We start from the raw sequence: 13,960 nt of genomic DNA, 5'->3' as shown, positions 1-13,960 counted from the left end.
TAAAAAAGAACAAAGCAAAAAGAACAGAGTCACAGCCCCCTGCAAACCCTCTCAGATAATATTTAGATGCGATGGATTGCCACCCTTGTAACAACACCGATAGTGGCTGGCTTAGTCATCGCCCTACGATTTACCGGTGCGCTGCAGTTACTAGAATGGGCGATCTACGATCAATATTTTCAACTACGCTCGACAGAATCCATTGACGATCGCATTGTGCTGGTCACCATTGATGAATCCGACATCAGTGGCCTGGGTCAGTGGCCCCTGTCCGATGCCACCTTGGCCCAGTTGGTGCGCAACCTCAATCAGCACCAGCCCGCCGTTATCGGCTTAGATCTATACCGCGATCTGCCAGTGGAGCCCGGCCATCAAGACTGGGTTGAGGTGATGGCCTCCACCCCCAATCTGATTGGGGTAGAAAAAGCGATTGGCCGGACCGTGGCTCCCCCGGCTGAGTTAGAGCGCCGGGGGCAGGTGGCCTTGACCGATCTGCTGGTGGATGCCGATGGCAAGTTTCGCCGGGGATTGTTGTCCCATCCCAATGGGGATGAGCAGCTCCGTCTGGGGCTGGGGGCTGAGCTGGCCGTGCGTTACTTGGCTATTCACGAGGTGCCCCAGGAGGTGATCGACGCAGATCAGAAAATCTATCGTCTGGGTCAGGCAATTTTGAAGCCCTTACGGGACAACGATGGGGGTTATATTCGGACAAATGCGGGTGGGTACCAAATCCTGATTAACTTTCGGGGCCATGCCCAACAATTTCCCAGCGTATCGGTGACGGATGTTTTAAAAAATCGTCTAGAGCCAGAGTTAATTCGCGATCGCATAGTAATTGTGGGCGGCATGGCCACCAGCCTCAATGATCTGTTCTATACGCCCTACAGTAGTAGTCTGATCAAGACCCCCGAGTCAACGGCGGGCATGGTAATCCATGCCAACCTAGCCAGTGCCCTGGTCAGTGCTGCCCTGGATGGACGGGCGGTGTTAAAGGTGTGGGCTGAACCAGTGGAATCAGCATGGATACTACTTTGGTCAGGGTTAGGAGCCCTAGGCTATTGGCAGCTGCTAGAAGCAAAGCGCTATGGCAAGAGGATGCTCACCCGCCTCGTGGTGGGAATTGTGTCCGTGGTCTTGCCAGGCGCTGTGCTGATGGTGGGCAGCTACCTCGCGTTTTTAGGCGGCTGGTGGATTCCCGCAGTGCCTGCATTTTTGGCGTTAATCGGTTCAACCGGTGCCATGACAGTCCACGAAATTCTGAAACTGCAGCAATACCGCACAGAATTAGCCCAGCAAAATCTCAAACTGGAAAAAGATAAAATTCAAGCTGAAGCAGCATCCCATGCTAAAAGTCAGTTTCTAGCCAAGATGAGCCATGAATTTCGCACACCGCTCAATGCAATCTTAGGCTTTACTCAGCTGATGGCCCAGGATCCAGCCTTAACTGGAGAACAAAAAAAGTCTTTAGACATTATTGACTTGAGTGGAGAACACCTGTTGAATTTAATTAACGATATCCTCGAGATGTCTCAAATAGAGGAAAATCGGATTGTCTTACATGAGACCACCGTAGATCTATACAGTCTCCTGGATACGTTGCAGGCCATGGTAGAGGCGAAGGCCATTGCCAAGGGGCTGCAGCTCAAGTTCGAACGCAGCCCTCAGGTGCCCCAGTTTGTCACCCTAGATGAATGCAAACTGCGCCAGGTGTTAATTAACCTGTTGGATAATGCGATTAAATTTACCCCAAGGGGCATTGTTGTTCTCCGACTCTCAGAGAGGTTGAGGGACCAGGATAAGATTACGCTTCACTTTGAGATAGAAGATACAGGACCTGGTATTGCTGAGGATGAAGTCGCCACACTATTTGAAAGTTTTACCCAGGGCCAGGTCAGTCGGAGCTGTTTTGATGGGGTGGGCCTGGGGTTACCCATTAGTCAACAGCTAGTTAAGTTGATGGGGGGAGAAATCACCACTAAGCCTGCTTTAACCCAGGGCACCACATTTCAGTTTGATCTCCCAGCTAGTTTGGAACTCTCACCCCAACCCCATCAGCCCCTCGCAACACAGGTGAAAGAGTTGGTCGCTAACCAGGGGGATTTCCGCATCTTGATCGTTGACGATGAACCCATCAGCCGCAAGCTACTGCACAAACTTTTAACCTCCCTCGGTTTTCAAATTCGAGAAGCCGCCAATGGCCAGGAAGCCGTTGAGCTTTGGGAAAGCTGGCGGCCCCACTTTATTTGGATGGATGTGCAAATGCCAGTCATGAATGGTTGGGAAGCCACCCGCCAAATTCGACAGAAAAGCCAAGAAACCGATACAGTCTCCCCCACCATTGTGGCGATCACCGCCAATGCATTTGCAGAAGATCGGGAACTGAGCCTAGGGGCTGGCTGCGATGATTTTGTGAGCAAACCATTCCGGCGAGATGAGCTGCTAGACAAACTATCCCACTATTTAGGGGCTCACTATCAGTGATTTTGGTTGTCCACCCCTCAGGCACACTCCATCAGGGATTGCTTTTAAGGGAGTTGAGGAATGTGCTGACCACCTCTAACCAGGAGGTTTGGGCCATTAAAACACAACGGGTTAGCAGGCCCATGTCTAGGGGGCTCAGTCACCAAAGTCGCACTCGGCAGGAGTCGCCAAACCCAGTGCGAATCAGCTGAAACTGCTGCCAAGTGATGTTGGCATGGATCATGCCCTGGTCGAGGGATGGGGGACGGGAAGTGAGGTTTCGATTATGGCCGCACTTATTTTGGTGATGGGGGTCAGGATGAGGCGACTAGTTCGGCGGCTTTGACGGCTGGGGTATCGGGTTCACTGGGTTCGTAGAGATACTCAAACCAGTTACCAAAGGGATCACGACCATAGAAGGAGGCCGTACCATCGCGGTGTTCATGAATCTCCGTCAGTTTAATATCCTGTTGGCTGAGTTCAGCATAGGCTTGATCAATCGCAGCCCGGTCGTCAAACACAAAGCCAAAGTGAGGTCCCGCCTGTTCATAGGCTGGGCTCAACAAGGCCAAACCATCGTTCCCAGCTTTTAAATAGGCCCAGTCACTGTCCTGCCACACCAGATTCATGCCCAAAGATTGATAAAAACTGGCCGCTGCCGCAATATCTGGTACACAAATAGCCACATGTCCCAACCGTTTCAGTTCCATGGTTCGCATCCTCAATAGCGATCGGTGTCTTCCAATAGCTTTTATTGTAAAGCCCTCATCATATGTAAAGCCCTCCTATACAGACAGCCCTTGCAGGGCAATTTGGCCATTACAATGGGGTCAATTATTTGATTGGTACCGACTACGGTTTTCCCTAAATGTCTCAATCAAATCATCAATTACTATAAGGACACAACAAAAAAGTCACAGCAAAAAAAAGGACTAAAACGTCATGGATACAGCATTTGATAGCGATAAGCGAAAAATTTTATCCGCTCTTTCCCACGGGTCTATATTCTTTAGTCAGCTTTTATTTTCAGCTGGCCTACCCGCTGCCCTGTGGATTATTTCCGATGATCCGGTAGTCAAGGAAAGTTCTAAGGAGGCCTTGAACTTTCACCTTAATATCTGGATCTACAGCTTCATTATCGGTATTTTGTGCTGGCTACTGATCGGCTGGCTGTTTGTGGTTCCCCTGCTAATTTTCCAATGGGTAATGCCAGTTTTCGCAATTGTGTCTAGTTTTCGCAATACGGAGAGTGCCTTTAAATACCCCTTTATCTTGAGATTTCTTTAGAAAATTCGAGTTTTTAGGGCTAGGACTATTGCTTGGAAAACTATTCAACGCTTAAGTTCTGACTTCTGAATCAGGGTTAATACGTAGGTGACGTTAGCATTTGATAACCCTGAAAGACTTGACTAATCTCCTGATGTGGCTATTGCCAGAATGAATAGAAGAATAAGCAGTCCAAGATACAGACGGGCTGCTTTTTTCGTTATGTTGCTGATCCTCGGGATGGGCAATTGCTTTTTCGTCATTGCATTCGGCAAAACTCCGTGAAGAAACATCGTTGGCTTAATTTGACTGAGTATGCGCTGCTTTTGGGCGCTGGTGCGGGGACGGTGGCCTCGGTCGCTACCCAGCAGATACTATTGGCGACTGCGCCCCTGTCATTGTTGGCAGCATTGGGGCTGATCAATCGACGCCAGTTGGAGACTAAGCTGGCCCAAAGTCAGTCGGTGATGTTATCGGTCAACGGTAAGCTGGATGAACGGCTGCGGGTGATGAAAGAGCGGCTGGACGATCTGCCGACCCACGAGCAGATGACGGCGGTGCGGCAGTCGATCATGGCCCAAAATCAGCAGGATATTCTCAGCCTGACCCAGGTTTTTGAATATACGCGTAAAACATTGACGGACAAGATTGAGCAGCCGCAGGACATTCCAGAATTGCAGGAACTGCGTCAACATTTGACCACAATGCAGGAGCAGCATAGTCGGTTAAGTATTGAGTTGAAGGATGTGCGATCGCGCTGTCAGCAATTCCAGCAATTAGATACCAGCCGTCTGGCAACGACGGAGGCATCGCTGACTAAGCTCCAGGCGGAACTGATGCAGCTGCGGGTCCATGTGGATGTGTTTGGCGCTGATACCAAGAATAACCATGCCGGACTCAGTGATAAGTTCCAATACTTAGAGCAACGGGTACAGCAACTCACCACCGAAGAGCGTCAATCTCTCCTGCGGGGCGAGGTGCAGGAGCTGGTCAAAACCGTTTCAGACATGGTGCCTCGGGATGAGTTCTTGTCCCTATCCACCAGTCTGAAGGCTCGGGTCGTCTCCCAGGAATCTATCCTCCAATTGATTCAGTCCTTTGATCCGGCAGAGTTAGATCAGGTACAGCAGCGCCTAAACCTAATAGAGGATCAGCTGAGACATGTGACTGAGTCTGTCCTAGATGCGGTAACTGAAACCCTAGAACCTCTAAATCAGGGCAGAGCCAGCATGGAGCAGCTACAACACCGTTTAGATGCTACGGACCAGCAAATGAGCAGGATGACCGATGTGGTGCTGGAGACCGTGGTTGAAACCCTCAAACCCCTGCAAACCTCCATGACTAACGCCACTGATAGCCAGTGGCTGTTGGACTTTGACAATATTGAAGGAAAGTCCAATAGCCGCCAGGCATTGGAACAGCTGTTGGTCCAGGCGCGTCAACAGGTGATGCTGGTGTGGCCCTGGGCAGACAGTGTAGACCTAGACGCAGACCTGCTGGCACAATTTCGCCAGGTGCTAGAACGGAACTGTCGTCTACACATTGGCTGGTGTCATCAGGGAGACAATCGTGAGCATCCTTTGCTACGTAGCATTAGCCAGCGGTGGAGTGAAAATAGCGTCCGACATCACCAGCTCAAGCATGCCCTCAAACAGCTATTGCCTCTAAAGCAGGACTATCCCACCTTGTTCTCCTTTAAAGTTTTGGGCACCACCGAGAACTTTGCGGTGTGTGACTCCAGCTGTGCCCTGATTGGCATGCAAACCCTCTCCACCCAGACCAGTTTGTTTCCAACGGTACAGCTAAAACTACGCACTACCGACCCAGCAGTGATTCGTCCTCTGATTCAGCGGTTTGAGAATCCCATCATTGACACTGAGGATGCGGCCTCCTATTTCAACCGAGGGATTACCCGCCATGACATGCAAACCTATGGTGGGGCGGTGGATGACTTTACCCAGGTAATTGCCATTCGGCCCAGTGCGGCGGCCTATAACTGCCGGGGGGTGGCCCGGGTTGAGATGGGTAACCGAGCTGAAGCGCTCCAGGATTTTGGCCAGGCCATTCGCTTGGATGCCCATTTGTTTGCTGCCCGGTGTAATCGGGGGGTGCTGAGAATAGAGGTGCGGGACTATAGTGGTGCCCGTAGCGATCTCGAAGCGGCGTTGGAGCTGCGTCCCCAGAGTGCAATTCCCTATTTTTATTTGGGACAAGCGCTGCAATCCTCAGGGAACCTGAGACAGGCCATTGGACAATTTGGGTTGGCGATTGAACGGCAGCCCGATCTGGCACTGCCCTATTGCTATCGCGGGGCGGTTTACCAAAAGCAGGGTAATCTGCACCAGGCCATAGCAGATTTGGAAACGGCAGCCCGGTTACTGCGCATCAGTGGGGATGGGAATAACCTCGACCATGTGATGCGCAAGTTGACAATACTGGAGCAGGAAGTACAGGTAGGGGCTCCGGTCATGTGTTGAGCAGATCCAGCAGGAAAAGCAGGAGGAAATAATTTTCTTCTCTTCTCTTTTGCTCTATAGTCTGAACAGTGATGGCCTGAGCGGCCTAAGCAGCAACAGCTTGGGCGAATCGTCCCATGAGGCCAATTTCACTACAGACTTCGTAGAATTTTACGTCCGGCGGCGCGATAAAGAGTCCAGATAATTCCCTCACAATGGCTTGGTAGGTAGGGCTTTGGTAGGCGTCCATGTTGTCTACGTTGTCCCATAGGATAACGGCAATGCCGCGATCGGTGCCGGGTTCTTGGAACAGGTAGGCTCCTTTGAATCCGTCGTTATAGGTGGCTACGGCCTGCTCATAAAGGTGGCGGGCTTGGGAAAAGCGACCGGGCTTAAATTCGCCAATGGCAATATAGGCCTGCTTATGTTTAAGAAAATCAGTAAAGTCAGTCATGGTGCTCTCGTGTTTCGTCAGGGAGTAACTTCCCAGTTTGTAACAAGGATTGCCAAATATCACTCTTTTGTCATGTTGGTTTGTGATTCTTAGGGTTGAGTTACAGGGATCAGGAACGTTGGGGCGTGGAAAAACAATATCCAGATGGGTGCATAGGTGTACCCCGAAGCTTACGTGCTGAGTGATGTCAGGGATAATCTACTAGGCTAATCTACTATGTGTTGCCGACTGGTTTGTGGCGAGAGAGCTAGGGCTTGTTAGAAGTTAAGTTTATGGTTTTAGCTAGTATGGTTTTAGCTAGGAAAATAATATTCAGTGAGGCTGTTTAGGAACGTAGCTTAGACTGTTGGGGGGGAGTTTAAAGATGTTGCTTGGAGTCCCTCCGAACTCCCCAAATCCCCCTGGCTAGGTCTGGGATCACCCTAAGACCCAACGTATTGGGTGATCCCAAGTGGCATTAAGTTTGGGGTTACGGCGAGGCCGGTGATCAGGATTCTGGATCGATTTTCGCGAAAATTTAGCCCATCCAGACCAAGTCATGAATTTGTTTCTTAGCGGTTCTTTAGGGTTTAAAGTCTAGGTCATGAGTTTGAGAGTCTCAAACCTATTGCTCCAGCTTGAGGAGGGCCTTGTCAATCTGCTGATAGAGGGCAGGTTTATCGCTGGAATTATCCAAAACCTGGTGGGCTTGGGCGATTTTCTCGGTGAGGGGGAGCTGGTTAAGAATTCTGGCTTGGGCTTCGGCTGGGGAGAGATGGTTGCGGGCGAGCAGGCGCTGTTGTTGTTGCTCAGGGCGACAGCTGACTACCCAAATTTCGCTAACTAGGTGGGTGAGGTTGGCTTCGAATAATAGGGGAATGGCATAGACCAAGGTTTGGCTGGGGGGATAGTTGTGACTGACTTGGGTAAATTGCTGGCGAACAAAGGGATGGATCTGCTGTTCCACCCATTGTTTTTCCGTTGGGTCATTAAAGATTATGGTGCCTAGCTGGGGGCGGTTAAGGGTGCCGTCAGGAAGCAGAATGGTGCTGCCGTAGCGCTGGCTGAGGGTAGCTAGAATGGGCGATCCGGCGGCGACAGCTGCACGGGCGTAGACGTCGGCGTCGAGGATTGGAAGCTGATGGGTGGTGGCTAAATAGTCTGAGACGGTGGTTTTGCCGGTGGCAATGCCGCCCGTGAGGCCGATGATGCGCTGGGTCATGGCTTGCTGGGTCATGGCTTGCTGGGTCATGGTTATGCTTTAGCCCACTGCACCAGGGCATCGGTGAGGCCGTCTAGGGTGTAGATGGTGGCTTCAATGTCCACTCGACCTAGGGTGTCATGGCAGGTTTGGGTGGTTTGGGGGCCGATGGATGCGATCGCAACCCCCGTCAAAACCTCTCGCCACGACTCCCCAAACTGCCCGGCCATCAGCTGCTCAAAATGACGTACCGTTTTCGAACTGGCAAAGGTCACCGCATCCACCCGTTCCTGTTGCAAAGCCGCGATGGCCCCGGCAGGCATTACGGCCGGACAGCCCGACTCATAGGCAGCCACTTCTGTTATGGTGGCACCCTGGGCCGAAAACTCTTTTACCAACACATCCCGTCCACCGGTTTCCACCCGTGGGAATAGCACCTGTAGGCCTGACAGGGCCACAGGAAAACTCTCCACCAGGGCGTCCGCCACATAGTTGTCAGGCACAAAATCAGCCCTTAATCCTCGTTCGGCCAGGATTTTGGCCGTCTTTTTACCCACCACGGCTAGTTTGATCTGGGCCAGCTGACGCAGGTCAAACCCCTGATCTAGCAGCCGATCCAGAAAGAAATTGACCGCATTTGCCGACGTCAGCACCAACCAGTCAAATCGCTGTAAATTTGCCAATGCCTGATCCAGGTCTGCCCAGCTGGAGGGGGGCCGAATTTCCAAGGCAGGCAAATCAATGACCGTCGCTCCCTGGTGGTTGAGTAGGGTGGTAAAGGCACTGGCCTGCCCCGTGGCACGGGTGACGAGAATGGTTTTGTTAGCTAAGGGCTGGACGCCAGTCATACTTGCGGTAGGAGGCTGTAAAAACTCTCGCAAGCGTACCACTTCACCGATGACTATAATGCAGGGCGATAACCTCTCGCCCTTAGTTATCTGGGCCATAGTGAGCAGCGTCCCTTGCCACAGCCGCTGTTGAGGTTGACTGGCCCATTGGATCACCGCCACGGTTGTGTCTTCATGTTTTCCGTGGGACTGGAGCTGATAGCAAATCTCCCCCAGGTGCTGTCCCCCCATCAGCATGACCAGAGTTTCTAGGTTGGCCAGGGTAGCCCAGTCTAGGTTGTGGAGATTGTGGGCGGTATATACGCCAAAGCCGTGGCTCAGGGCTGGGTCGGTCAGGGGGATGGCACTGAGTAGGGGAGCCGCCAGGGCTGAGGACAGTCCTGGAATCACTTCAAAGTCACAGTCAGCGGCCTTCAATGCCTGAATTTCCACCGCCGCCCGACCAAAGATAAACGGATCGCCGCTTTTGAGCCGCACCACCTGTTGTCCCTGCTGGCAGTGGGTGACCAGCAGCTGGTTGATTTCATTTTGGGGGGTACTAGGCTGTCCACCTCGCTTTCCCACCGGAATGATTTCACAGGTGGGCGGCAGCAGGGACAATAAGCGCAGGTCTACCAGGGCGTCATAAATTAAACAATCGGCTTGGTGCAGCAGCCGTTGCCCCTGCACGGTGAGGTAGTCGATATTGCCGGGACCTGCTCCCAGGAGATAGACTTTGCCACTTTTTGTCATTCACCGATCAAATATATAAACCTTGTCCACGTCCAGAACTGTAGTTTTTCTGGTGAGGAAACTCAAGGTTTCAACAGCCATGGGTTATTTATTAACAGCCCCTTACTGCAAAAATAAGCCGTTAAAAATCATAGTTTGGATCCGTCACGTTCCAAACAAATCGACGTAGTCCTTCATCTTCATTTGCACATCTCAATGTCGTCGTCATGTAGTCGTAGATATCTGTCGATATCTATAGCCATCAATATTTAAATCAACCCCAGAGGCTATACTGATCGCCCAGAATCACCATTAAAAATTACTATTACAACGGCAAGCTCGACCCATGATTACCCTATACCACACGCCCCTATCCATTAACTCGCGCCGGGTATGGGTGACGCTAATTGAAAAAGGTTTGGAGTTTGAACTCAAAGCATTGGATCTTACCGGGGACCAGTTTGAGCCAGACTTTCTCGCCTTAAACCCGTTTCACCATATTCCTGTTCTGGTGGATGGCGATTACACCATAATTGAATCCTTTGCCATGTTGGATTATCTGGAGGCCAAATACCCCAGTCCAGCCCTAATGCCCACCCAGCCAGAGGCCGTGGCGCGGGTGCGCATGGTACAGATGGTCACCCTGAATGAAATGCTCCCGGCCACCCTGCCCCTGACTATGAAACATCTGTTTGGCAAGGACGATCCAGAGGCTGTTGCCCAAGCCTATGAAAAGACCGCTGTGGTATTGAAGTTTTGGGCGCAGCAGTTGGGGGACAATACGTTCTTTGGGGGACAGCAGCTATCCCTGGCCGATATCGTCAGCGGCACCCTAGCCGCCTGGCTTCCCGAAATGGGACTATCTTTGGCAGACTATCCCACCCTGGCCGTCTGGCGGCAGCGACTAATGGAACGATCCGCCTGGCAACAAACCCACGTGAGTCAAGCCCAGCTTGAGGACTTTAAACTGCGGATGCGGCAGCGGATGATGGGGAAGTAGCGGTGGCCATGGCGGGTTGTCCCATGCCTTGAACGGTGAGAACAGAACAAGGAGCGTGGTGCATGGCATAGTTGCTGACACTGCCCAGTAACAGTTCGCTAAAGCCACTGCGACCCCGGCGACCCATTACGATCAAGTCGGCACGCCAATCGGTGGCGACATCGCACAGTGCAGGTCCAGGTGCTCCCTCGGGACAGGTATATGTGGCGGCGATACCCTGGCGACGGGCAAAGTCGGCTTGCGATCGCACCCAATGTTCAATCTCCTGACAATTTTGTTGCCACCTTGCCAGCTGGCTTTGATATAGCTCAGCGGTCCAGGTGCCCCGCCCCATCTCCATACCCAGATAAAACGGCTCGCCATAGTTCATCTCCATGGGAGGCGCCACCATCACCAAGTGGAGCTGGCCCGCTGGCTTAGCCAAGGCAATCGCCTCTTCCAGGACTCGACAACTACTGTTACTTCGATCCAAGGCCACTAAAATTCGTTGAAACATGGCGGCTATTCTCCAATGGTTGAACAACTAAACAAGATTAACTAAATGGGCCAGATTTTGTGGACGAGATTTTATAAACGACTAGGGGCTTAGACAGGTGGACCCTTGCTCTTATTATCGGATCAAAAATACTAAAGGACGCCCAAAAACACCATAGTCACTAAAAAACTCAATCTATCAATTGAGAAATATTAAGGGGCTTTGGCTCCGGTATCAAACGAGGGAAATTCAGGTACAGGATTCAGCCACCTAACCCCTAGCATTTAGGTTAGAAATGCTAAGGGTACTGAATGGTCAAATCAGAAAAAATTAAGTCTAATTAAGTCCATGTAGGCCATTTTTTTTCGCCAAGATTACCTATTTACAACCTATTTAGATTGCCTGGGGATCAATCTATTTCAGCCGGTATATTGACTGGAGAATAAGGCTGTGGGCCTTGGTTTAGTTGCGATCGCGCTAACGAAGTAATGTAAACAATGCTTTCAAGTCATTACTACTATTCGTTGGAGTTTTGAGTTTAGATCTAGAATAAAACCAGACAAAGAACAGCAAAGAGACATCGTGATGCCTCAAGTTGCAGGCTGACTACAGTTGGATCTCCAAGGCCAATTAGTAACCCCCTGTATTGTCTAGAGGGTATCAACATTTCTCACCCCCAGTTAATACACATCATGGAGGTTCGAAGCCATGTTTATTCATCGTTGGTTAACGGATAGTTTCAATTATATTTTTGAGGCTGCTGCTCGAATTTTTGGCCCCGATGACGATGCCTATCCCGCCGTTGGTATTCAGCCTTATGAAGGTGAAGTCTATTCTTCTAGCTGGTACTAATTAATTAATCCAACCTATCAGTTGTTATTGGGCTCATTGCATCAAGTCCATTAGTAATCGATATGCTCCTCTTAAGCTCTGGTGAAATACCAGAGCTTTTTTGTTGTTTTGAACAGGGTCTCAGCCATAGGACTGAGACCCTAGTTCCAGCCATAAGTCTCGCCCAGTTTCCCCGTCGCCGCACCCATCCACCATTCGCGTTACGATGTGACCTACAGTAAAAACCGTTAGGCATTAGCGGCCACTTATGACCGGAGTAACTCTGAATGACGCTTCCCTTGCCCCTGCGACCATCCAGGCATTCGCCCAAAGTAAATCCTAGCCCTACCATCACCTTGGATGCTCAGCATCTAAAAAAGTCCTACGGTCGTGGCAAGGGGAGGTTTGAAGCAGTGCGAGATGTGTCGCTACGCATCGGTGCAGGAGAAGTGCTCGCGTTTCTCGGGCCAAACGGGGCTGGCAAAACCACCACCATTAAAATGATTGGCGGCTTGGTGCGTCCCGATGGGGGGCAGGTGAGCATCGATGGTCTGGACCCCCATCGTCAATCCATGGCCCTCAAACGGGTGGGGGCAGTTTTAGAGGGCAACCGCAACCTTTACTGGCGGCTAACACCCTTGGAGAATATTGAGTATTTTGGTGGGTTGCGCCAGGTGCCACGACGGGTGGCGCGGCAGCGGGGGGAGCAACTGCTGGAGCAGTTTGGTCTGAGCGACAAACACAAAACTCCGGTGCAAAAATTGTCGCGGGGGATGCAGCAAAAACTGGCCATCGCCGTCGCCCTAGTGCATCAGCCAACCCTACTACTTCTGGATGAACCCACCTTGGGTCTGGATGTGGAAGCGAGTGAAACTGTTAAAACCCTGGTGCGCGACATTGCAGCAGCAGGCTGCGCGATTTTGTTAACCACTCACCAGCTCGATGTGGCAGAGGAGCTGTCGGATCGGGTGGCCATTATCCGTCAGGGTCAGATCATTGCAGAACAGTCTACCCATGAGCTAATTCAACAGTTTTCGGGCAGTGCCTATCGCATAGACTGTGGACAGTCCATTGATCCTCAGCGAGCTGGGAAGATTATGGACCTGGGCGGTACTGTGGTGGATAACCAGGTGCACTTCTCCAGCGATGCACTCTATGAATTGCTAGATATTCTGCGGCCCCTTCCCATCAAAGAGATTCGCCAAGACAGAGCTGACCTAACCGATGTTTTTCTGTCGTTGATTCGAGATGGCGATCAAGCCCCCATCCGAGATCTAAAGCAGGAGAGTTAATGCCGTACCCAATGTCCAGACCAATACCTAATTACTGCCTGGGAGGGGCCACGGAGTGGGGTAACCTTTGAGGTTTACCCGTCACTGGAACTTGAAAGCTACTTTTGACCGACCCTTAGCGTAACTAACTTGTGGGTCAAAATGGGTAGGCCTGAGGATTCAGCAATGGCCCTTGGGCTTAAGCTCCATTACCCGTCATCATAAAGAAACGGCTCATTATATCTAGCTCTTGCATGCTCAACCTGCTCATCGGCGAAATCAAACGTACCTGGATTCAATTTATCCGGTATCCATCCGAAATCATTGGCGGCGTTGTCATCATCACCACCGTTTTCTACGGTCTGTTTGTCAGTGCTCAATACATGGCCGGATCCGCCTTGAACTTTGGCGATCGCCTAGATTCAGTCGTCGTCGGCTACGTACTGTGGACCCTAGCCCTGTACATCGTTAATGACATTGCCTTCAATATCCAGGCCGAAGCCCAGACCGGCACCCTAGAGCAACTTTTTCTCTCCCCTTTTCCTGCCCCAAAAATCTTTTTTGCCCGGGCCGTGGCCAGCCTAGCTCTACGGATGACCATAATTATCCTAATTTTGTTTATCCTCATGGGCATTACCGGTAGCCAGCTCTCATTTCCCCTAGGGCTGATTTTTCCGCTGTTGACCTTGTTGATGGGGGCCTATGGTTTGGCCTTTATCATGGGGTCCTGTGCCCTAGTCTTCAAACGGGTACAACAGATTTTGCCCATCTTGCAGTTTGCCCTGCTGTTTCTCTTGGCAGCCCCCACAGAAGAATGGAGCGGTCGGGCTCGACTGATTGCTAACTTTCTGCCGATGTTGCCCAGCACAGGTCTGTTGAGAGGTAAAGATTCAGGGGGGTCAGTCTCCTTCAGGGATCAATGAAGGTGCAGGAGAACCATGTCGAGAGGCTTTTAACGCATCGGTCAGGAAGTCAAAGATCGAGCGTTTCTGAGCCTTTAAGCTGGTA

At 51.2% G+C, this 13,960-nt stretch carries 12 protein-coding genes; 7 read left to right on the top strand and 5 right to left on the bottom strand.

All coding sequences use genetic code 11. The features are described 5' to 3' along the window. Nucleotides 1-66: 66 nt before the first annotated feature. Nucleotides 67-2,481, top strand: coding sequence for a CHASE2 domain-containing protein (locus tag VB741_RS20895; protein ID WP_323367143.1), 2,415 nt, complete (start codon nucleotides 67-69; stop codon nucleotides 2,479-2,481). Nucleotides 2,482-2,774: 293 nt separating this feature from the next. Here the strand turns inward: VB741_RS20895 and VB741_RS20890 are convergent, their stop codons facing one another. Then, a complete protein-coding gene (locus VB741_RS20890) occupies nucleotides 2,775-3,170 on the bottom strand; it encodes a VOC family protein (RefSeq protein ID WP_323367142.1) in 396 nt (131 codons plus the stop codon). Between the two features lie 232 nt (nucleotides 3,171-3,402). On the opposite strand from VB741_RS20890, the gene VB741_RS20885 reads away from it, so the two are divergent. Next, the gene (locus VB741_RS20885; protein ID WP_323367141.1) at nucleotides 3,403-3,747 is read left to right on the top strand and encodes a DUF4870 domain-containing protein; all 345 of its coding nucleotides are present in this window, start codon (nucleotides 3,403-3,405) and stop codon (nucleotides 3,745-3,747) included. A gap of 260 nt (nucleotides 3,748-4,007) precedes the next feature. After that, the gene (locus tag VB741_RS20880; protein ID WP_323367140.1) at nucleotides 4,008-6,203 is read left to right on the top strand and encodes a hypothetical protein; all 2,196 of its coding nucleotides are present in this window, start codon (nucleotides 4,008-4,010) and stop codon (nucleotides 6,201-6,203) included. Nucleotides 6,204-6,288: 85 nt separating this feature from the next. Here VB741_RS20880 and VB741_RS20875 read toward each other — a convergent pair whose 3' ends face one another. The 3 genes from VB741_RS20875 to cobA form a co-directional block, all read right to left on the bottom strand. Beyond that, nucleotides 6,289-6,636 carry a putative quinol monooxygenase gene (locus VB741_RS20875; RefSeq protein WP_323367139.1) on the bottom strand — a complete coding sequence of 116 codons (348 nt, stop codon included), beginning with the start codon at nucleotides 6,634-6,636 and terminating at the stop codon, nucleotides 6,289-6,291. A 604-nt stretch (nucleotides 6,637-7,240) separates the two neighbouring features. After that, entirely contained in the window at nucleotides 7,241-7,837 is a 597-nt protein-coding gene (gene coaE / locus VB741_RS20870; RefSeq protein WP_442786420.1) for a dephospho-CoA kinase, read from the bottom strand. Between the two features lie 32 nt (nucleotides 7,838-7,869). Next, entirely contained in the window at nucleotides 7,870-9,396 is a 1,527-nt protein-coding gene (gene cobA / locus VB741_RS20865; protein WP_323367137.1) for a uroporphyrinogen-III C-methyltransferase, read from the bottom strand. Between the two features lie 325 nt (nucleotides 9,397-9,721). Here cobA and VB741_RS20860 point away from each other — a divergent pair, with 325 nt between their 5' ends. After that, the gene (locus VB741_RS20860; RefSeq protein WP_323367136.1) at nucleotides 9,722-10,375 is read left to right on the top strand and encodes a glutathione S-transferase family protein; all 654 of its coding nucleotides are present in this window, start codon (nucleotides 9,722-9,724) and stop codon (nucleotides 10,373-10,375) included. On the opposite strand, the gene VB741_RS20855 is transcribed toward VB741_RS20860, so the two are convergent. Next, nucleotides 10,338-10,871 (bottom strand): universal stress protein, encoded by a 534-nt coding sequence (locus tag VB741_RS20855; protein WP_323367135.1) that lies wholly within the window; start codon nucleotides 10,869-10,871, stop codon nucleotides 10,338-10,340. The two genes, VB741_RS20860 and VB741_RS20855, sit on opposite strands and share 38 nt — an antisense overlap. Nucleotides 10,872-11,558: 687 nt before the next feature. On the opposite strand from VB741_RS20855, the gene VB741_RS20850 reads away from it, so the two are divergent. The 3 genes from VB741_RS20850 (at nucleotide 11,559) to VB741_RS20840 (ending at nucleotide 13,875) form a co-directional block, all read left to right on the top strand. Then, complete coding sequence (locus VB741_RS20850; protein WP_323367134.1) at nucleotides 11,559-11,702, top strand: hypothetical protein; 144 nt, start codon at nucleotides 11,559-11,561, stop codon at nucleotides 11,700-11,702. Nucleotides 11,703-11,968: 266 nt separating this feature from the next. Then, nucleotides 11,969-12,973: an ABC transporter ATP-binding protein gene (locus tag VB741_RS20845; protein WP_323367133.1), complete on the top strand. Its 1,005-nt coding sequence runs from the start codon at nucleotides 11,969-11,971 to the stop codon at nucleotides 12,971-12,973. A 233-nt stretch (nucleotides 12,974-13,206) separates the two neighbouring features. After that, nucleotides 13,207-13,875, top strand: a complete 669-nt coding sequence (locus VB741_RS20840; protein ID WP_323367132.1) for an ABC transporter permease — start codon at nucleotides 13,207-13,209, stop codon at nucleotides 13,873-13,875. Nucleotides 13,876-13,960 lie beyond the last annotated feature (85 nt).

Source organism: Leptothoe sp. PORK10 BA2 (assembly GCF_034932105.1).
Taxonomy (GTDB): Bacteria; Cyanobacteriota; Cyanobacteriia; order Phormidesmidales; family Phormidesmidaceae; genus Leptothoe.
The sequence above is the reverse complement of the archived record's forward strand: the minus strand, read 5'-3'. Positions and strand labels throughout refer to the sequence as shown.